The sequence below is a fragment of the Glycomyces sp. NRRL B-16210 genome (genome assembly GCF_000719515.1).
In the GTDB taxonomy this organism is placed as follows: Bacteria; Actinomycetota; Actinomycetes; order Mycobacteriales; family Micromonosporaceae; genus Glycomyces.
This window is the reverse complement of sequence record NZ_JOGR01000006.1, coordinates 1-19,185: the sequence shown is the minus strand read 5'-3', so window position 1 is coordinate 19,185 and position 19,185 is coordinate 1. Positions and strand designations below refer to the sequence as shown.

Sequence of the window (19,185 nt, the reverse complement as noted above, 5' to 3'; positions counted from 1 at the left end):
CGAATGTACGGCCCGCCGGAGCGGGGGCGGTCAGCCGGTGAGGTCTCTCACGACCGCGTCGGCGAGGAGTCGCCCGCGCAGCGTGAGTTTGAGGTGTTCGTCCTCGACGACGGCCAGGCCGTCGGCGGTCACCTGCGCGACCGCCGCCGCCCCGGCGGCACGCAGCAACGATAGCGGCAGGCCGCTCGCGAGCCGGGTCCGCAGCAGGATCTGCTCCAGGTGGTGGTCGTCCTCGCTGAGGTGCTCGTGGCCGGCCGCGGGCAGGTCCTGCGCCAGGGCCGTCGCGTACGTCGAGGGGTGCTTGTGGTTCCACCAGCGCACCCCCGGCAGGTGCGAATGGGAGCCGGGACCGGCCCCCCACCAGTGGCCGCCCTCCCAGTACAGGAGGTTGTGGCGGCAACGCGCCTCGGGCGACCTGGCCCAGTTGGAGACCTCGTACCAGTCGAACCCGGCGGCGGCCAGCGCGGCGTCGGCGGCCAGGTACCGGTCGGCGGCCACGTCGTCGGAGGGCTGGGGCACCTGGCCGGAGCGGATGCGCCGGGCCAGGGCGGTCCCGTCCTCGACGATGAGCGCATAGGCGGAGACGTGGTCGACGCCGCTGTCGACGGCCGCGGCGAGGCTGTCGGTGAAGTCGGCGGCGCTCTCGCCGGGCGTGCCGTAGATGAGGTCGAGGCTGACGTGCTCGAAACCGGCCCGGTGGGCGTGGGCGACCGCGGCGAGGGCTTTAGCCGGGGAGTGCTCGCGGTCGAGGATCTTCAGCACGTGCGAGGCGGTGGACTGCATCCCGACCGACAAGCGGGTGAACCCGCCGTCGTGGAGGCGCGCGAGGTAGTCGGCGTCGACGGACTCGGGGTTCGCCTCGGTGGTGGCCTCGTAGTCGCCTGCGAGGCCGAATTCGCGGTCGATCTCGGCGAGGATCGCGGCGAGGTCGGCCGCGGGCAGCAGCGTGGGAGTGCCGCCGCCGAAGAAGACGGTGTCGACCTTCGGCGGGGTGTCGAAGCGGGCCGCGGCGGCGCGGATCTCTGCGCGCACGACGCCCGCATAAGTGTCGCGGGAGACGCCGGCGCCGAGCTCGGCGGCGGTGTAGGTGTTGAAGTCGCAGTAGCCGCAGCGTGAGACGCAGAACGGCACGTGCACGTAGAACCCGAACCCGGTCGCGCCCGTGGCGGGGTCGGCGGCGGCGGCTTCGATGGCGGCAGTGGGCGAACTCACGGCGGCGGTCGCGGGACTGGTGGACACCTTGACTACCGTACTTGCATGACTGGCAACGACGCACCGATCGCCTACGAGGCCAAGGACGCAGTGGCGACCATTACGCTCGACGACCCCGCGCGGCGCAACGCGCTGTCGACCCGCCTCATCGCCGCGATGCGCGAGGCGCTGGCCGCGGCGGTCGCCGACCCCGAGGTGCGGGTGATCGTGGTCGACCACACCGGCCCGGTGTTCTGCGCGGGCGGGGACCTCAAGGAGTCGGCGGCGGCCGAGCGGGCCGAGGATCTTCCGGCCGTGCACCTCGCCGACCTGCTGTGGGAGCTGTGCGAGGCGCCGAAGCCGGTGGTCGCGGTCGCCCGCGGGGCCGCGCGGGGCGGCGGCCTGGGGCTGCTGGCCGCGGCGGACATCACGATCTGCCTCGACGAGGCGGAGATGGCGTTCAGCGAGGTGCGCCTGGGCGTGGTCCCGGCGGTGATCGCTCCGGTGGTGGCCCGCAAGATCGGGGCGGCACGGATGCGGGCGCTGTTCCTGACCGGCTACCAGTTCCAGGCGGGCGAGGCCGAGCCGTGGGGTTTGGTGACCTTCTCCACGTACGACGGCATCGACGCGGCGGTCGCCGAGACCGTCTCCGAACTGCTGGCGGGCGGCCCGCAGGCCCAGGCGGGCATCAAAGCGCTTACGGCCACACCGGAACTGCGCGAGCAATTGCAGGCCGAGGCGGTCCGAACGGCCGAGTACTTCCTCTCTTCGGAGGGGCGCGAGGGGGTCCGTTCGTTCCTTGAGAAACGGACCCCTTCCTGGGTAGGCTGATCAGCCGCTCACCGACCTGATCGGAGTCCCACTTGCGCGTGCTCCCTGCGCTGACCTCGCTGTTCCTGGCCGCCGCCGTCGCCGGCTGCACCGGGACGACCGACGAGCTGCTGCGTCCCAAGCCGACCGGCTGCTACTTCGAGACCGGTGACGACACGGTGCATCTGACGGCGGAGCAGACCGCGAACGCGGCCACGATCGCGGCGGTCGGGATACGCGACGGCATGGACGAGCACGCGGTGCAGGTGGCCATCACCACCGTGATGCAGGAGTCCGAGTTGATCAACGTCGACTACGGGCACGACGATTCGCTGGGGCTGTTCCAGCAGCGCCCGAGCATGGGCTGGGGCACCGAGGAGGAGCTCCTCGACCCGGTGTACGCCTCGTTCAAGTTCTACGAGAAGCTCCGGCGCACCGACGGCTGGCAGGAGATGCGCCTCGCCGAGGCCGCGCAGGCGGTCCAGGTCAGCGCCTACCCCGAGCTGTACGAGAAGTGGGAGGACGAGGCCGTGGTCATCGCGGCGGTGCTCGCCGGCGGCCAGGGGTCGGGCCTGCGGTGCGTCAGCGACAGCCCCGAGGACGTGGTCACGGAGGCCGAGGCCCTCGCGGACGCGTACGCCTACCACTGGGGCGGTTCGGTGTCCGGCGTGGACGGACCGGTGGTCACGATCGCTCCCGAGGACGACGCGGCGGGCTGGAACCGGGCGGCGTGGGCCGTCTCACGCGCCTACGACCACGGGATCGCGAGCGTCGAATACGGCGGACTCGTCTGGGTCCCAGGGGAGAACGGCTGGGAGGCCCCGCAGGCCGAGGAGGGCGAGGCCGTGACCGCTTCCGTGGAGGCCGACCCGGCGATCGTGACGGTCACCTTCGCGACCGAGTAGCGCAACGCTTTCGATTCGGGCGCAGGCGTTCTCACTGAGGCAGGCGGCGGTGACCGGCGCCCTCCGGCGTGGCCGATCGCGACGTTGAACGAATCTGGCTCGGGCGCAACGGTTTTCACTTCGAGGAACATCGCCTGCCGTCACCGCCGTTCACCGGCGTTGCGGCCGTGCGCTCACTGATGCGGCTGCGGCGTATCAGAGTTCCGCGGCGGTTCACCGCCGTGTCGCCGGAAGGTTCCGGCGCATCCACGCTCGCTTGTTGGGCTGAAGGGGTCAAACCCACGCAACCCCCATCAAAGCGAGGTCCACATGCGCGTTTCGCGCCGTATCCTGCTCGCGTCCTCCGCCGCCGCCACCGCCACCGCGATGCCCGCCGCCGCATGGGCCCAGTCCCGAATCCACCAGACCCTCGACGCCGACCCCTTCACCCTCGGCGTCGCCTCCGGCGACCCCGAGCCCGACGGCGTGGTCCTGTGGACCCGCCTGGCGGTGAACCCGCTCGCCGAGGACGGCTTCGGCGGGATGCCCGACGGCTCCTTCGACGTCCACTGGGAGGTGGCGCGCGACGAGCGGTTCCGCCGCCGCGTCGCCGCCGGCACCGTCGAGACCGCCGCCGCGGTCGGCTACAGCGTCCACGTCGAGGTGAGCGGCCTCGACGCGGGCCGGGAGTACTTCTACCGCTTCAGGACCGGCCAGTGGATCTCGCCGACCGGGCGCACGCTCACGGCCCCCTCGCCCGAGTCGATGCCCGCCGAGCTGCGGATGGCCTTCGCCTCGTGCTCGCAGTACGAGCACGGCTACTTCACCGCCTACCGCCACCTCGCCGAGTCCCGGCCCGACCTGGTCCTGCACCTGGGCGACTACCAGTACGAGTACCGGGCCGGGGCGTACGTCTCCCCCGACGGGAACGTCCGCGACCACGAAGGGCCCGAGACGGTCACGCTCGCGACCTACCGCCAGCGCCACGCCCAGTACAAGGCCGACCCCGACCTCCAGGCCGCGCATCACGCCGCGCCGTGGCTGGTGGTGTGGGACGACCACGAGCTGGAGAACAACTGGGCCGACGAGGTCCCCGAATCGGGCTCGGACACCCCCGACCCGGCGGACTTCCTGCTGCGGAGGGCCGCGGCGTTCCAGGCGTACTGGGAGAACATGCCGCTGCGCACCAGCTCGGTGCCGCAGGGGATCGACATGCAGCTGTATCGGCGGGTGCGGTGGGGGCGGCTGGCGAACTTCCACATGCTCGACACCCGCCAGTACCGCGACGACCAGGCGTGCGGGGACGGGACCCAGACCGACTGCGCCGAGGCGTGGGACGAGTCGCGCACGATCACCGGTGCGGCGCAGGAGGAGTGGCTCATCGACGGCTTCCACGCCTCGGAGTCGCGGTGGGACGTGATCGGCCAGCAGGTGTTCTTCACGCAGCGCGACGCCGACGCGGGCGGGCCGCTGCGCACGAGCATGGACGGCTGGGACGGGTACGCCGCCTCGCGCCAGCGCGTCATCGACGGCTGGGTCGAGGCGCAGGTGCGCAACCCGGTGGTGCTCACCGGGGACGTGCACACGCACTGGGCCGGGGAGATCCTGCCGGACTTCCCTGAGGCCCAAGGGCCTTCGGTGGGCGTGGAGCTGGTGGCCACCTCGATCACCTCGGGCGGGAACGGCGCCGACTCGGTGCCCGAGGACAACGAGGCGCTGGTGATCAACCCGCACATCAAGTTCCGTAACGCGCAGCGCGGCTATGTGGAAACGGTGATCACTCCCGACCAGATGGACGTGAGCTTCCAGGTGGTGCCGCAGGTGACGGTGCAGGACGCGCCGGTGTACACCCGGCGGTCGTACACGATCGCCGACGGGGACCGGTCGCTGCACCAGACGTACGACCGGCCGGTCGACCCGGCGACGGTCTCGACGGACACGAGCGTGTTCGCCGACTCGGACGAGCGCGCCGACGACTACCTGAATTGACAGGTGCGGCAAGGGAAAGGGCGGTCTGGTGGCCGGGCCGCCCATTCTTCGGGACGCATTCCCCTCGGTTCCGGAATTGCGGGGATTGCCATATCCCCCACTGCATTGCGCAGAAACGCCGTATCCCCGCAAGTCGCACTCCCGGGCTACAGTGATCAGTGTCAGTGCACCCTTCTCTTTGCCCGGAGCAGCCAATATGACGTATCCACCGCAATCGCCCGAACCGAATCCGTACGGCGCGGCCCCCGGCCAGCCCGGTCCCGGACCCCAGCCCGGCGCCTCTTCGGACTTCGCGACCGAATGGGGTGTCAAGGAGAACCCGAACCGCCCCAAGAAGGTCAACCAGCTGACGCAGGTGCTGTGGGGATACGCCGCCGCGACAGCGGTCATGGCGCTGCTCACGATCGTCGCGGTCGCGACGGTGCCGTGGTTCGGCGGTTTCATCATCGGCTCGACGATCATCGGGCTGATCTTCCACGGCCTGTCGGTCGTGATCATCTGGTTCATCGCCAAGGAGAAGCTGGGCGTCTTCAACGCGGTCGACCCGCGCAACCCGCTGTACATCCTGCTGGGCGTCCTCGGGTTCTTCGCGCTCACCGGTTTCTTCGGCGGCTGGTCCCTGGGCTGGTTCGCGGCGCTGAGCGCGCTGCTGGGCCTCGCCCGCCTCGCGGCCGTGGGCGCCGCGTTCTACCTGGTGACCCAGCCGGAGGTCGAGCACTGGCTGAAGTCGCGGCCGGGCAACCAGCGGAAGACGCCGCTCCCGCCGCAGGCGGGCTACCAGCAGCCCCCGCCCCCGGGTTACCCGCAGCAGCAGCCTCCCGGGCAGCCCCCGCAGCCGCCGGTGCAGTAGCGCCGCGAGCGTATCGACGTGAAAGGGCCCGGCCGCGATTCGCGGCCGGGCCCTTTCACGTGCTCGGTCGATGTCCGGGCGGTCTGCCTTCGGTGATCAGTTCTCGTCGGTGCGGAGGGCGGCGATGAACGCCTCCTGCGGGACCTCGACGCGGCCGATGTTCTTCATCCGCTTCTTGCCCTCCTTCTGCTTCTCGAGCAGCTTGCGCTTGCGGGAGATGTCGCCGCCGTAGCACTTGGCGAGGACGTCCTTGCGCAGCGCGCGGATGGTCTCGCGGGCGATGATCCGGCTGCCGATGGCGGCCTGGATGGGCACCTCGAACTGCTGGCGCGGGATGAGCTTCTTGAGCCGCTCGGACAGTCGCACGCCGTAGGCGTAGGCCTGGTCCTTGTGGACGATGGCGGCGAAGGCGTCGACGCGCTCGCTCTGGAGGAGGATGTCGACCTTCACCAGGTCGGACTCCTGGGTGCCCTCGATGTCGTAGTCGAGCGAGGCGTAGCCCTTGGTGCGGGACTTGAGGTTGTCGAAGAAGTCGAACACGATCTCGGCCAGGGGCATCGTGTACCGGATCTCGACCCGGTCGGTCGAGAGGTAGTCCATGCCGATCTGGACGCCGCGCTTGGTCTGGCACAGTTCCATGACGGTGCCGATGTACTCGGTGGGGGTCAGGATGGTGGCCTTGACGATCGGCTCGGTGATCGAGTGGATCTTCCCTTCGGGGAACTCCGAGGGGTTGGTGACCTCGATCTGCTCGCCGTCCTCCTTGACCACCTCGTAGACCACGTTGGGCGCGGTCGAGATGAGGTCGAGGTTGAACTCGCGCTCCAGGCGCTCCTGGATGATCTCCAGGTGCAGCAGGCCGAGGAAGCCGACGCGGAAGCCGAAGCCGAGCGCGGCGGAGGTCTCGGGCTCGTACTGGAGCGCGGCGTCGTTGAGCTGGAGCTTGTCGAGCGCTTCGCGCAGGTTGCCGTAGTCGGAGCCGTCGATCGGGTAGAGCCCGGAGAAGACCATGGGCTTGGCGATCGTGTAGCCGGGCAGCGCTTGGGTGGCCGGGGTTCGATTGAGCGTGACGGTGTCGCCGACCTTCGACTGGCGCACGTCCTTGACGCCGGTGATGAGGTAGCCGACCTCGCCGACGCCGAGGGCCTTGGAGACGACCGGTTCGGGACTGATGACGCCGATCTCCAGCAGCTCGTGGTCGGCCTTGGTCGACATCATGCGGATGCGGTCGCGGGCGCTGAGCTTGCCGTCGATGACACGGATGTAGGTGACCACGCCGCGGTAGACGTCGTAGACGGAGTCGAAGATGAGGGCGCGGGCGGGCGCGTCGGCGTCGCCGGTGGGCGCCGGGACCTGCTCGACGACCGCGTCGAGGAGCTCGGCCACGCCGGCGCCGGTCTTGCCGGAGACGCGGAAGACGTCCTCGGGCTCGCAGCCGATGAGGTTCGCGATCTCCTGGGCGTAGCGGTCCGGGTCGGCCGAGGGGAGGTCGATCTTGTTGAGTACGGGGATGATCGTCAGGTCGTTGGCCATCGCCAGGTAGAGGTTGGCGAGGGTCTGCGCCTCGATGCCCTGCGCGGCGTCGACCAGGAGGATCGCGCCCTCGCAGGCGGCGAGCGACCGGGAGACCTCGTAGGTGAAGTCGACGTGCCCGGGGGTGTCGATCATGTTGAGCACGAAGCCCTGTCCCTCGACCGGGCCGGAGCGGGCGGTCCAGGGCATGCGGACGGCCTGGGACTTGACGGTGATGCCGCGTTCCCGCTCGATGTCCATCCGGTCGAGGTACTGCGCGCGCATCTGGCGGGCGTCGACGACCTCGGTGATCTGCAACATGCGGTCGGCCAGGGTGGACTTGCCGTGGTCGATGTGCGCGATGATGCAGAAGTTCCGGATCGTCTCCGGAGCGGTCGAGCCTGGCGCGTTGGTCACGTTGACCTTCCTTGATCGGATGGGTGGGCTTGACAATTCTGCCTTACGGGCCCGGCGAACCCCGCACAGCCAGCGAGAAAAGGCGATCGGCTCACCACCGCCGGTCGCAAGCCCCGATTCCCGCGCACCGCCGAGCCGCATTCGGGTGCCGCAGAGATGTCACACCCGCCAGGCACCATAGAAACCGGGGGCGCCGCAGAACTCCCCCGATCGAAGGACCCCGAGGTCGGCGTGCCCGCCAAACGCCTCACCCTGCCCCATCCCTTCCCTTCCCTCCCAGCCCAGCCCAGCCCAGCCCCGAAATGTCACACCCACCGGGCACCATCGAAACCGGGGGCGGCACGAAACTCCCCTGATCGAAGGACTCCCAGGTCGGCGTGCCCACCGAACACCCCAGCACCCAGCACCCAGCACCCAGCACCCAATGTCACACCCGCCAGGCACCATCGAGACCGGGGGCGATCCAGAACTCCCCCATCCGCAGGACCCTCGCTTTGCGCTGCCCAGACGGCCCCGGCGCGCATCAAGGCACGCCGGGGCCGCCGGGCCGTCTCACTCAGGCGGGGACCGGAACCGCTTCCGACTTCTCCGCGCTCACGCCCTCGCCCTTCGCGCGGATCGCGCCGACCGCGAACAGCACCGCGCCGACCGCCGCCCACGCCGCGAGCGTCCACACCGCGGCCTGGCCGCCGTGCCCCTCGAAGTAGGCAGTCGAGCGCAGCAGCGTCGCGCCAGCGCCCGGCGGCAGCAACTGGCCGAACGCGCCCCACGGCGCCGGCAGCAGCTCCGGCGCGCCCGTCATGCCCGACAGCGGGTTCCCGACGAGCATCACGATGATCGCCCCGACCGCGATCCCCGGATTGCCGAGCAGCTTGCGCAGCCCGAGGATCAGCCAGCCCGCGCCGGCCGTCGCCAGCGCGATCGCGCCGGAGATCGCCAGGTAATCACCATCGAGCGATTCGAGCACGAACAGCAGGACCGCAGCGACGCCCGCGCCGATGGCGAGCGGCGCGAGGATCGCCGCCGCGATCTGCCGGCCCGAACCGCGCACGGCCGAGCCGATGAGCACGGCCATGATGATGCCGCCCGCGGCGAGCGGCAGACCCGCGGCGGCGAGGCCGGCGCCGTTTGGGTCGTCGGCGGGCAGCGGCACGAGGTCTTCGACGGCGACCCGGACGCTGCCGGGCTCGCCGGCGGCCTGTCCGGCCTGGGCCGCCATCTGCTCGGCCATGCCGGTGATGAGGCGCGCGACCGTCGGCGAGGCGGCCGTCGCGGTGTACACCGTGACTCCGTCGGGGGCGATCTGGAGCGCGGCGTAGGCCTCGCGTTCCTCGATGAGGGTCCGGGCCCCGTCGGCATCGGCGGCGGTGCTGACCTCGAAGCCGTCGGGTTCGACGGCGTCGAGCTGGTCCTGCACCTGTTCGGCGGCCTGGTCCGGGCCGATGACGGCGATCGGGATCCCGTTCGGGCCCATCCCGGCCGAGGGCCAGGCGAAGGCCAAGGTGATGATGCCGACGATGAGCGCGAGGCCCGCGCTGAGCGCGATCACCCGGCCGACCGGGGTGCGCTCCGGGGTGGTGGTTTCCATGATGGTTTCCAATCATCCGCAAGATACGGTCCGTATCTTGATGACCTCAAGCTAACATAAGAAACGGCCAGTATCTAGAGAGGGTTGATCTTGGAGCGCAAGGTGACGCAGCGACGCCGCGGCGAGGAACTGGAGCAGGCGATCCTCGACGCGACCTGGGAGGAGTTCGGGGAGGTCGGGTTCGCCAAACTCACGATCGAAGGCGTCGCGCGGCGGGCGGGCACGAGCAAGCCGGTGATCTACCGGCGGTGGCCGAGCATGCTGGAGCTGATGGTCGACTGCGCCACGAGCCGCATGCCCACGGTCGACTCGATCCCCGAGACCGGCGCGCTGCGGGAGGACACGATCGCCGTGCTCAAGCTCCTGCGCGAGCGGATGGTGATGATAGGGCCCGCCGCGATGCACGGGATGCTCAGCCTCGTCAGCCTCGACCCCGAGGCGCTGCGGGTCCTCGTCACCCGGTTCATCAGCCACGTGCTCTCGCTCATGGACACGGTCGTCGACCGCGCCGCCGCGCGCGGCGAGCTCGACCCCACGCCCCTCACCGAGCGGCTGCGGCGACTGCCGATCGACCTCGCCCGCAACGAGTTCCTCATCACCGGCCGGGTCGAGGACGAGGCGATCGACGCGATCGTCGACGAGGTGTTCCTCCCTGCGCTGCAAGGCAGCGGCGCGTTCGCGACCGAATGAGCGCGCCGCGCTGCTCGCGGCGCGGAACCCGGTTCGGGTAACGCGGGATACAGCCGGGGACCGGGGCGGGAGCGTGCCCTTCGACCTGGTGTAATCTGGCTCGCGGTCATGCTCCCAGGGCGTGTGCGATGCTCGGCTCCTGGTAACGTTGACAGGCGCTCGGAGTGCCCTCTGCCTCCGTCGCGATCAATTAAGGAACCAGCAATCACGAAACTGAGGCTTCACGCGTGGCGAACATTAAGTCCAAGGAAAAGCGCATTCTGACGAACGAGAAGCGCCGCATCCGCAACAAGTCCGTGAAGTCGTCGCTGAAGACCGCCGTCCGGAAGTTCCGTGAGGCGTCTGCCACCGGCGACGTCACCGCTGCGGAGACGCACCTGCGCGCCGCCAGCCGCGAGCTGGACAAGGCCGCCACCAAGGGCGTCATCCACAAGAACCAGGCCGCGCAGCGCAAGTCCAAGCTCGCCGCGGCGTACAACAAGCTGTCCGCGGCCGCCTGAGCGCAGCCTGCGAGGAGCGAAAAGCTTCAGAAGGCCCAGGGGTTTCACCCCTGGGCCTTCGGCGTTTCTGACCGCGTTGCCGGCCGCGCTGCTCACGATGCGCGGAGATCCGCGGGATGCGAGGTCCGGAGGCATCGACCTTCATGGGAGCGGTCATCCGCTTCGAACGTTCAGCTGCGCTGGTCGAAGGCTCCGGCGATGACGTCGTTGAGCTTCACCATGGCGGCGACGCCGAGCGGCAGGACGAGCACGACCCACCAGGTCACCAGCTCGGTCAGCGCCATGAGCATCGCCAGCGCGATCGATCCCTCGAAGAGCACCACGCACCACAGGTTCGACAGGTGCAGGTGCTTGAGGCGCAGCGTCCGCGCGTACCAGGGGCGGCGGGGTCGGGCCACTCGCCCGTGGCGGTACTCAGACACGGCCGGCCTTCCCTGCGGCGCTCAGGCTGGTGATCTCGAGGATCGCGTGTTCGAGGGCCCAGCCGCGGTCGTCGGCGCCGCCTTTGACCTCGCCGTTGAGGCGGGCGCAGATCCGCATCGCCTCGGCGAGGGCGTCGGCGGTCCAGTTGCGGGACTGCTTGCGGGCCTTCTCGATCTGCCAGGGGGCCATGCCGAGCTGGCCGGCGAGCTGGGCCGCGCCGCCGCGTTCGGCGGCGACCCGCGAGAGGTTGCGGACGGCCATGGCCAGGGCGTCGGCGATCGGCACGGCGTCGACGCCGACCTGCATGGCCCAGCGGAGGGTGCCGAGGGCTTCGCCCGCGTCGCCGGCGATGGTGGCGTCTGCGACGGCGAAGCCGGAGACCTCGGCGCGGCCGGAGTAGTAGCGGGCCACGTTGTCGTGGGTGATGTTGCCGTCGGTGTCGGCGACGAGCTGGGCGCAGGCTGAGGCGAGTTCGCGCAGGTCGGAGCCGACGGCTTGGATGATGGTGTCGGCGATCTCGGCCGAGGCGGAGCGCGGGGAGGCGCCGGCGGCGCGCAGTTCGCCGCGGACGAAGGCGACCCGGTCGGGCTGGCGCTTGATCTTGGAGACGCGCACGGTCTCGACGTCGAGCTTCTTGAGGCCCTCGGAGAGTGCCTTGCCCTTGTTGCCGCCGTTGTGGCAGACGGCTAGGTAGATCTCGGGTGCGGGCTGCTTCGCGTAGGCGAGGACGGCGGCGATGGTGTCCTTGTCGACGTCCTGGCCCGATTCGATGACGGCGATGACCGCGCCGCCGAACAGGGTCGGGCTGGTCAGGGTGGAGAGGGCGCCGGCGGTGAGGTCGGCGCCGGGGATGCGGTTGACGGCGGGGGCCGGGTCGTGCTCGGGCATCTCGGCGCGGACCGCCTTGACGTAGTCGGCGGCGGCGCGCTCGGCGAGGAATTCGTCGTCGCCCAGGATCAGGCGGATGGGTTGGAGTGCTGCCACCGGACCATCCTCCCATGCCGGAGGGACCGGCACGGGTTTCGACCGGGCCATCGTCTCCCACGCGACGGTGGGGCGATGCCGGAAGGTGTTGTGAAGCATCGGAGGGGCCCTGCGCCCTGCGCCCTGCGCCCTGCGCCCTGCGCCCTGCGCCCTGCGCCCTGCGCCCTGCGCCCTGCGCCCTGCGCCCTGCGCCCTGCGCCCACGGATTGTCGTACCCCCGAGCCACTCTTGAACCGGGGGGACCTGCGATCCGACACGCCCGACCCCGGGGGCGCCGAAGCACCCTCAACCCGCACAGCACCCACCGTCCTCTGCGAACTGTCGTACCCCCGAGGCACCTTTGAAACCGGGGGAACCTCCGTCCCGACACACCCGACCCCGGGGACCGGACCCCGCTCAACCGTCCGTCGTCACCTCGAACCCTTCCTCGCCGCGCACCACCGTGATCCGCCCCGACAGATCCGTCCGGAACACCAGCGCCCCGCCTTCCTCCAGCACCCCGATCGGTCCCGGATCCGGATGCCCGTACTCGTTCCCCGAGCCCACCCCGACCAGCGCCACCACCGGATCCGCCGCCTCCAGAAACTCCCGCACCTGAAACGCCGACCCGTGGTGCGGCACCTTCAGCACCTCCACGTCCAGAGCGCCCCCGTTCCGCAGCAGCGCCCGTTGCCCCTCCAGTTCCACGTCCCCCGCCAGCAGCACACTCGTCCCCGCGACCTCCGCGCGCAGCGCCACCGAGTTGTTGTTCGGGTCGGACCTCGTGCCGCGCAGCAGCTCCGACGGCGGCCCCAGCACCTCGAGCCGCGTCTCCCCGAAGACGAACGCCTCCCCCGGCACCGCCTCCAGCACCGGCACGGCACCGGCCGCCTCCTCGACCAGCTCGTACCCGTACTTCGCCTCCCCCGGCGGCGGCGCCAGGATCGCCGCGACCTCCCTCCCCTCCATCGCCCCGCTGATCCCGGCCGTGTGATCGATGTGGAAGTGCGACAAGACGAGCAGCGCGATCCGGTCGACTCCGAGATCGTCCAGGCACGCGTCCATCGCCGCCGGGTCCGGTCCCACGTCGACCACCACCACCGCGTCCCCTGCCGGCAGCACCAGCGCATCGCCTTGGCCCACATCACACATCGTGACCACCCAGCCCGACGGGACGCCGCCGGTCAACAGGCAGGCCGGAACCGAACCCACGCCAACCGCCGCGAGCACCGCCAACACTGGGCGCCGCAACCGGCGCAGATGGAGCGCCCAGATCAACGCCGCCAGCACGGCCCCCGAACCCAGGCCCCACCACAAGCCTCCGGGCACCGGCAGCAGCGCGTTGGGCACTTCGGCTCCCGTGCGCGCCAACCAGATCAGCCAGCGGGCCGGAATCGCCGCGAGTTGCGCGACGAACTCGCCGGCCGGGACCCACACGGCCGCCGCGGCCGCGGCGGCGACCGACAGCATCACCACCGGGGCCGCGACCAGCGCCGCCAACAGGTTCACCGGGACGGACACCAGGCTCACGCCGCCGCCGATCCCGACCAGCAGCGGCGTCACCGCGACCTGCGTCGCCAGAGGGATCGTGACCGCCAGCGCCACCGGCTGCGGCCATCCCCGGTGCTCCAGCGGCTTCGCCCACCGGAACGCCAAGAGCAGCAGCCCGACGCACGCCGCCACCGACAGCGCGAATCCCACCTGCGCCGCCATGTCCGGGTCGGCCAGGATGAGCACCAGCACGGCGGTCGACAGCGCCGGCATCGCCGCGCGCGGCCGCCCCGCGGCCAGGGCCAGCAACGTCATCCCCGCCATGACGGCCGCCCTCAGGACGCTCGGCTGCGGTCCGGCGACGACCACGATCGCCGCCGCCGCGACGGCACCCGCCAGTACGCGGGCGCGCGGTCCGGCGCGGCAGGCCATCGCCACCGCGAGCACCACACCGACGACCAGGCTCAAGTGGTAGCCGGACACGACTACGAGGTGCACGAGTCCGGTCGTCTTGAAGTCGGCGGCGGTCTCCGGTTCCATCATGGAGGCGTCGCCGACCGCGAGCGCCGGGATCAATCCCGATTCGGGTTGCGGCACGGATTCGACCGCGACCGCCAACCGTTCGCGCACATGCGCGGCGAACCGGTGCGCGAACGCCGGTCGCCCGTCGAGTTCGGGCGGACCTCGGGCGCTGACGATCGCGGCGGTGAGCCGACCCGGATCGGCTTCGCGGAGCACCGCGGGCACCGTCAACCGCTGCCCGGAGGTCGCCTCGCGCCATTCGTCGCCGCTGGCGACCAGGAGCACCTGCCAGTTCCCTTCGAGAGTCGCGTCTTCGGTGGTGAACGTGCGCAGCCGGGCGGTCGCGGTGACCAGTTCCGGGCGTCGCGTCGAGGCTTTCGGGACGGTGTGCAGCACGAGTTCTGCCTCGCCGTGGGCCTCGGCGGCGGTCATCGAAGTGAGGCCTTCGTGATCGCGGGCGGCGACGTGCACGGTGGTGACGCCCGCGGCGAGCATGGCGCCGAAGGCGACCGTGGCCGTCGCGGCGGCGACGCCGCTGCGCCAACGCAGCCCGGCCAATACCAGTGCCAGGCACACGATCGCGGTGACGAGGCCGCTGGTGACCGTGCCGTAGAGGCCCGCCAGGGCCGCGGCCCATACTCCTGCGGCGGCCAGCGGCAGGCGCCAGTCCCGTCGCACCACTTCCGTAGGCGAGGGCCGGAGATTGAATTCTGCGCTCACCGCACCGACCTCCCACAGCGTCGGGAACCGTCCCGTTCGGAGTTCACACGGTCACCTGCTCTCGGAGCTGCTCCAAGAGTGCGGCTCCGATGCCGGAGACCTCGGCTAGCTCGTCGATCGACTGGAAACTGCCGTTCGCCTCCCGGTAGGCGATGATCCGATCGGCGAGCACCGGGCCGATGCCGTTGAGGGCGACCAGTTCGGCGGCTCCGGCGATATTGACGTTCACCAGGCCGCCCACGCTCGCTCCTGCGCCCGGAGCCGCGACGGTGTCCGGGTTCGCGGCGTCCGGGACCGCAACCAGGTCGCCGTCGGCGACCACCCGGGCGAGGTTGAGGAATCCCGGGTCCGCGCCTTCGGCGAGGCCCCCGGCCGCTTCGATGGCGTCGGCGACCCGCGCGCCGGCCTCCAGTTCCACGATCCCGGGCGCGTTCACCGCACCGGCCACCGACACCACGATCGTCTGCGGCGCCGCGTCGACCGCCGCCGGAGGCCCGGTGGGCACGGTGGCGGCGGGTTCCGAATCGGGCCAGGACAGCAAGGTCACCGACAACCCGACCGCGGCGACCACGAGCGCGACGATCAAGAGGACCCACCGGTTCAGGTGCGAGAGGCCGAGCCGGGTCTGGAGACGCTCCAGGCGCTCGTCGAAGCGCCCGATCGGGCGCTGGTCGACAGCGGGTTCGGTGCGGGCCTCGCCGGTCTCGGTGTCGACGGTCTCGTTGCAGGCCCGGTCGGCCTCGGACTCGTTGAGACGCAGTCGGAGCCTCGCGGCGACGGCGGCCGGGTCGTGTGGGAGTTCGCGTTCCATACCGGACTCAACGAGCGAAGGTCACGGCCGTGATCCAAGAATTTTCGCGCCTGTGGACAACCGAATCGACCCTGTGGACAACGGCGATCGGTGTGGACGGGACCGTTCGAGCCGAGTCATAATGCGCCGAACGCAGAATCTACTGATTAACAGTTAGCTGGAATGTAAATTGAGCGGCTCATGCCAGGCGGCGGGTGATCACGCCGACCAGGCCGGGGCCGCAGTGGGCTCCGATCGCCGCACCGACCTCGGTCACGTCGATCCTGCGCAGCCGCTCCTCGAAGTGCTCGGCGAGCCAGCCCGCCAGGGCTTCGGCGCGCCGCTCCGCTCCCAGGTGGTGCACGGTCATCTCGACCTCGGCGCCGCCGGCATCGGCGACGGCGAGCGCCGCCAGCCGCTGGAGGCCGCGGGTGGGCGTGCGCACCTTCTCGACCACGTCGATGCGCCCGTCCTCAACGCCCAGAATGGGTTTGACCGACAACGCGGTGCCGACGATCGCGCGCGCCGTGCTGATCCGGCCCCCGCGCCTCAGGTACTCCAAGGTGTCCAGGTAGAAGTACGTAGTGGTCCGGGCGAGTACCTCCTGCGCCGCTGCGGCGACCGCCAGCAGGTCCGCGCCCTTCTCGGCCGCGTCCAGCGCGGCGAGCGCCGGATACCCGACGCCCATGCCGGCTCCGAGCGAGTCGACGACTGCGACCCGGCCCTCGAAACCGCTGGCCGCGGCCTCTGCGGCGGCGACCGTCCCCGAGAGCCTTCCGGAGAGGTGCACCGAGACGACACCGCTCGCGCCCTCGTCGAGCAGCCGCTGATAGGTGGCGCGCAGTTCTTCGGGCGGCAGGCCCGAGGTCGTCACGGTCCGGCCTTCGCGAAGCGCCCGCAGGATCTCGTCGCCTGTGACGTCCTCGCCTTCTCGGAACTCGGCCCCGCCGATCAGCACCGGTATCCCCAGCACCGTCAGGCCGCCGTGCGTGGCGCGCAGCGGCTCGGACAGGGCAGAGGTGGAATCGGTAACAACGACGACGGTCACGCGGCCACACTACCTAACCCGCGGATTCGGCGTTCTCCACCACGAAAGGGGTCCCCTGCTGACAGGTCGTCATCATGCCGGTGTCGACCTTGCCGTGGAGCGTCACCTTGGCGCCGGCAAATACCACTGACGAGTCGAAGCGGCCGTAGATGCCGTAGACGGTGCCCTCGTGTTCGAGGACCAGGCAGCCGGCTTCCACGCCCGACTCGACCGTCCCGGTGATGGTCGTCTGCGAACTCGACCCGGACTTGGACGGTTCGCCGAGCGACGGGTCCAGGTACGGGGTGGTCTCGTCTGGCACTGGGCTCTCCTCCGTGGGGTCCGACGTCTCGGGGGCGGAGACCGTCTCGGTCACCGCCGGTGCCGTCGGCGTCTCGACCTCGTCGTCCTGGCCGCTCCCGCAGGCGGCGATGGAAGCCAGCAGCAGCGCACCGGCGAGCAGGCCGGTCAGGTTCGCCGACCGCCTGGCGCGGGATGTATGCGTGTCCATGCCGGTTTGACGCCTCCGATCCCGGCGCGGTTGCACCTCGACCGAAGCCTACGACCGCGACCGACCCCAGTCCAGGCCGCGCCGGGATCCGACGTCAACGACCGGCCTGCTGGCCCTTCGCGAGCGGGCTCTTCCCGATGGTGTGCGCGGCCGGGACGCCCAGGTTGTAGCCGAACATCCGCCACTTGCCCGAGCGCATCCGCCGCAGATCGGCCCAGTGCGCGTTGTCCATGCCGGAGAGGCCGCTGGTCGAGCCCTGGTCCCAGCCGAGGATGCCGCCGACGATCTGACGCGCGGAGCCGCCGTGGCAGACCACGATCGCGGTCCCTTCGGCGTCCGAAGCGGTGATGTCCTTGACCGCGTCGGCGGTCCGGCGGTGCAGATCGGCCCAGGTCTCGATCTCGGGGTGCTGCAAGGGCTCCTGCGATCGCCAACGCCGGTGGTCCTCCGGGAACCGCTCGGCGATGTCCACGTGCGTCAGGCCCTCCCAGGGCCCGTAAGCGCGCTCCCTGAGCCGCTTGTCCAGCTCGATCTCGACCCCGGTGAGGTCGGCGATCGGCCGGGCGGTGTCGACCGCGCGGCGAAGGTCCGAGGAGATGATCCGGACCGGGCCGTACTCGGCCAGCTCCGGCGCGGCCTCGAACGCCTGGGCCTTCCCGACCTCGTCGAGGTCGATGTCCGAGGAGCCCTGGATGCGCCCGGCGATGTTCCACTCGGTCCGCCCGTGGCGGACGACGAGCAGCCGGTTCATCGCGCTTCTCCCGAATCGGTGTCGGCCACCTCGGCTCGGCGCTCCCGCTCCGCGTCGGCCTCGTCCACGAACTCGATCTCGGGGCAGTCTTTCCAGAGCCCGTCGAGCCCGAAGTACTCGCGAGCCTCCTGGTGGAAGACGTGGACCACGATGTCGTTGTAGTCCAGCAGCACCCATTGCTCGCCGCCCTTGCCTTCGCGGCGCAGCGGACGCGTGTCGTGCTCCTTGATCAACCGCTCCTCGACCGCGTCGACGACCGCATGGACCTGCCGCTCGTTCGAGGCCGAAACGATCACGAAGACATCGGTAAGCGCGATCTTCGAAGTGACGTCCCGAAGGTTGATGGCAAAGGCCTTCTTGTCAGCCGCCGCCTGGGCTGCGGAAAAAGCCAGGGTCTTGGCGGTTTCACTTGCGGTCACGAACGCTCCTGACGACGAGATTCCCACCGGTGCTCCACCGGCTCAGCTCTAGTCTTACACGTCGGGTACGACGGAGCCCTCCCAGTTTCATGCCCGTCGCTGTGCGCCGCGTCCCAACCCTCAAGCGGCGTAAAGACCGTGCTCGGCGATGTACGCGGCGACCGGATCGGGGACGAGATACCGAAGGGGCTGCCCGTCGCGGACCCGCTGCCGGCATTCGGTCGAGGAGAGGTCCACAGCGGGCATGTCGATGAACTCGACCTCGACGCCGAACGAGGTGTCCACCTCGCTGCGTGAGTGCCCGGGCCGGTTGAGCGCGATGAACTTCACGGACTTGCAGAGCTCTTCGACCCGATGCCACGTGTGGAGGTTCTCCAGCGAATCGGCACCGATGACGAAGTGCAGGTCGACTTCGCCTTCGTACTCCGCCGCGACATCCGAGACCGTGTCGACCGCGTAGGTGGGGCCGTCCCGGTCGATATCGCAGGTGCTGATGCGAAACAGGGGGTTTTCGCCGATCGCGAGAGCCGTCATCGCAAGCCGCGCAGGGGCTTTGGTGACGTTGAGATGGTGCTTCTGCCAGGGGTCGCCGGCCGGCACGAAGACCACCTCGTCGAGCCGGCACTCGAACGCGGCCTCACTGGCTGCCACGAGGTGACCCAGGTGGGGAGGATCGAAGGTCCCACCGAAGACCCCGACGCGACGAACAGGCAGGTCGAACACAGTCCGAATCCTATCGCGCGTTCCTGGGCCCAGGGCATGCAAAAGGCCCGACGCATTGGCGTCGGGCTCTTTCAATTTCGGGTTCGGAATGGGACCGGGTGTGACACTTCCGCTTTCACCACCAAACAAACCTGCAAGCAACACGCCCCCGGCGATCAGCACCCACCCGCCCCGATAGAGGCAATGGTGTGTGGATCGAGCCTGGGACACGAATGGTGTGTGGATCGAGCCTGGGACACGTGTTGTCTCAGAATCGCATAGCGTGCGTGAATGTCTCGTTCTACCCTGCACTCCCCCGGTAAAGGGAAATATAGTGTTAAGTTCTCGGCGGTTAGTACCCGTCCACTCCACACCTCGCAGTGCTTCCATGTCGAGCCTATCAACCCAGTCATCTTCTGGGCGCCTCACCAAACT

Annotated in this window: 18 protein-coding genes and 1 rRNA gene; 6 read left to right on the top strand and 13 right to left on the bottom strand. The window is 70.1% G+C overall.

Annotation, left to right across the window (positions count from 1 at the left end; all coding sequences use genetic code 11):
* Positions 1 to 30: 30 nt before the first annotated feature.
* Positions 31 to 1,212, bottom strand: a complete 1,182-nt coding sequence (hemW, locus tag IF12_RS0108995) for a radical SAM family heme chaperone HemW (protein WP_030157115.1) — start codon at positions 1,210 to 1,212, stop codon at positions 31 to 33.
* 45 nt (positions 1,213 to 1,257) lie between these two features.
* Between hemW and IF12_RS0108990 the strand changes: the two genes are divergently transcribed.
* The 4 genes from IF12_RS0108990 (at position 1,258) to IF12_RS0108975 (ending at position 5,724) form a co-directional block, all read left to right on the top strand.
* Positions 1,258 to 2,022, top strand: a complete 765-nt coding sequence (locus tag IF12_RS0108990; protein WP_030157106.1) for an enoyl-CoA hydratase-related protein — start codon at positions 1,258 to 1,260, stop codon at positions 2,020 to 2,022.
* A 32-nt stretch (positions 2,023 to 2,054) separates the two neighbouring features.
* The gene (locus tag IF12_RS0108985) at positions 2,055 to 2,906 is read left to right on the top strand and encodes a hypothetical protein (RefSeq protein WP_051704163.1); all 852 of its coding nucleotides are present in this window, start codon (positions 2,055 to 2,057) and stop codon (positions 2,904 to 2,906) included.
* Positions 2,907 to 3,215: 309 nt separating this feature from the next.
* Complete coding sequence (locus IF12_RS0108980; RefSeq protein WP_081913422.1) at positions 3,216 to 4,874, top strand: alkaline phosphatase; 1,659 nt, start codon at positions 3,216 to 3,218, stop codon at positions 4,872 to 4,874.
* A gap of 196 nt (positions 4,875 to 5,070) precedes the next feature.
* Positions 5,071 to 5,724: a hypothetical protein gene (locus IF12_RS0108975; RefSeq protein ID WP_030157098.1), complete on the top strand. Its 654-nt coding sequence runs from the start codon at positions 5,071 to 5,073 to the stop codon at positions 5,722 to 5,724.
* Positions 5,725 to 5,820: 96 nt separating this feature from the next.
* Here IF12_RS0108975 and lepA read toward each other — a convergent pair whose 3' ends face one another.
* Positions 5,821 to 7,653 (bottom strand): translation elongation factor 4, encoded by a 1,833-nt coding sequence (gene lepA, locus IF12_RS0108970; RefSeq protein WP_231492474.1) that lies wholly within the window; start codon positions 7,651 to 7,653, stop codon positions 5,821 to 5,823.
* Between the two features lie 556 nt (positions 7,654 to 8,209).
* Positions 8,210 to 9,241, bottom strand: a complete 1,032-nt coding sequence (locus IF12_RS0108965) for an ABC transporter permease (protein ID WP_030157093.1) — start codon at positions 9,239 to 9,241, stop codon at positions 8,210 to 8,212.
* Between the two features lie 102 nt (positions 9,242 to 9,343).
* On the opposite strand from IF12_RS0108965, the gene IF12_RS0108960 reads away from it, so the two are divergent.
* Positions 9,344 to 9,931 carry a TetR/AcrR family transcriptional regulator gene (locus IF12_RS0108960; protein WP_051704162.1) on the top strand — a complete coding sequence of 196 codons (588 nt, stop codon included), beginning with the start codon at positions 9,344 to 9,346 and terminating at the stop codon, positions 9,929 to 9,931.
* A 227-nt stretch (positions 9,932 to 10,158) separates the two neighbouring features.
* The gene (gene rpsT / locus IF12_RS0108955; RefSeq protein ID WP_030157089.1) at positions 10,159 to 10,431 is read left to right on the top strand and encodes a 30S ribosomal protein S20; all 273 of its coding nucleotides are present in this window, start codon (positions 10,159 to 10,161) and stop codon (positions 10,429 to 10,431) included.
* A 170-nt stretch (positions 10,432 to 10,601) separates the two neighbouring features.
* Here rpsT and IF12_RS0108950 read toward each other — a convergent pair whose 3' ends face one another.
* From IF12_RS0108950 to IF12_RS26105, 10 genes are all read right to left on the bottom strand, one after another.
* Complete coding sequence (locus IF12_RS0108950) at positions 10,602 to 10,853, bottom strand: hypothetical protein (RefSeq protein ID WP_133884188.1); 252 nt, start codon at positions 10,851 to 10,853, stop codon at positions 10,602 to 10,604.
* Complete coding sequence (gene holA, locus IF12_RS0108945; RefSeq protein WP_051704231.1) at positions 10,846 to 11,889, bottom strand: DNA polymerase III subunit delta; 1,044 nt, start codon at positions 11,887 to 11,889, stop codon at positions 10,846 to 10,848. The genes IF12_RS0108950 and holA overlap by 8 nt, the downstream gene beginning before the upstream one ends.
* A 345-nt stretch (positions 11,890 to 12,234) precedes the next feature.
* Entirely contained in the window at positions 12,235 to 14,511 is a 2,277-nt protein-coding gene (locus IF12_RS0108940) for a ComEC/Rec2 family competence protein (protein ID WP_133884187.1), read from the bottom strand.
* An 82-nt stretch (positions 14,512 to 14,593) separates the two neighbouring features.
* Positions 14,594 to 15,361: a helix-hairpin-helix domain-containing protein gene (locus IF12_RS23915; protein WP_051704160.1), complete on the bottom strand. Its 768-nt coding sequence runs from the start codon at positions 15,359 to 15,361 to the stop codon at positions 14,594 to 14,596.
* 178 nt (positions 15,362 to 15,539) lie between these two features.
* Positions 15,540 to 16,388 (bottom strand): DegV family protein, encoded by an 849-nt coding sequence (locus IF12_RS0108930; RefSeq protein ID WP_030157075.1) that lies wholly within the window; start codon positions 16,386 to 16,388, stop codon positions 15,540 to 15,542.
* Between the two features lie 13 nt (positions 16,389 to 16,401).
* Positions 16,402 to 16,878 (bottom strand): hypothetical protein, encoded by a 477-nt coding sequence (locus IF12_RS0108925; RefSeq protein WP_030157073.1) that lies wholly within the window; start codon positions 16,876 to 16,878, stop codon positions 16,402 to 16,404.
* A gap of 94 nt (positions 16,879 to 16,972) precedes the next feature.
* Entirely contained in the window at positions 16,973 to 17,629 is a 657-nt protein-coding gene (locus IF12_RS0108920; RefSeq protein WP_030157070.1) for a histidine phosphatase family protein, read from the bottom strand.
* Positions 17,626 to 18,048 carry a ribosome silencing factor gene (gene rsfS, locus IF12_RS0108915; RefSeq protein WP_030157068.1) on the bottom strand — a complete coding sequence of 141 codons (423 nt, stop codon included), beginning with the start codon at positions 18,046 to 18,048 and terminating at the stop codon, positions 17,626 to 17,628. Before rsfS ends, IF12_RS0108920 begins: the two co-directional genes overlap by 4 nt.
* 120 nt (positions 18,049 to 18,168) lie before the next feature.
* Positions 18,169 to 18,771 carry a nicotinate-nucleotide adenylyltransferase gene (nadD, locus tag IF12_RS0108910; protein ID WP_231492467.1) on the bottom strand — a complete coding sequence of 201 codons (603 nt, stop codon included), beginning with the start codon at positions 18,769 to 18,771 and terminating at the stop codon, positions 18,169 to 18,171.
* Between the two features lie 312 nt (positions 18,772 to 19,083).
* Positions 19,084 to 19,185 (bottom strand): 23S ribosomal RNA (locus IF12_RS26105); the annotation flags it as partial.

Excerpts from the sequence above, each read along its gene's own strand:
- IF12_RS0108990 (WP_030157106.1), top strand. The coding sequence starts at position 1,258 with ATGACTGGCAACGACGCACCGATCGCCTACGAGGCCAAGGACGCAGTG.
- IF12_RS0108980 (WP_081913422.1), top strand. The coding sequence starts at position 3,216 with ATGCGCGTTTCGCGCCGTATCCTGCTCGCGTCCTCCGCCGCCGCCACC.
- IF12_RS0108975 (WP_030157098.1), top strand. The coding sequence starts at position 5,071 with ATGACGTATCCACCGCAATCGCCCGAACCGAATCCGTACGGCGCGGCC.
- IF12_RS0108965 (WP_030157093.1), bottom strand. The coding sequence starts at position 9,241 with ATGGAAACCACCACCCCGGAGCGCACCCCGGTCGGCCGGGTGATCGCG.
- holA (WP_051704231.1), bottom strand. The coding sequence starts at position 11,889 with ATGGCCCGGTCGAAACCCGTGCCGGTCCCTCCGGCATGGGAGGATGGT.
- IF12_RS23915 (WP_051704160.1), bottom strand. The coding sequence starts at position 15,361 with ATGGAACGCGAACTCCCACACGACCCGGCCGCCGTCGCCGCGAGGCTC.
- IF12_RS0108925 (WP_030157073.1), bottom strand. The coding sequence starts at position 16,878 with ATGGACACGCATACATCCCGCGCCAGGCGGTCGGCGAACCTGACCGGC.
- IF12_RS0108920 (WP_030157070.1), bottom strand. The coding sequence starts at position 17,629 with ATGAACCGGCTGCTCGTCGTCCGCCACGGGCGGACCGAGTGGAACATC.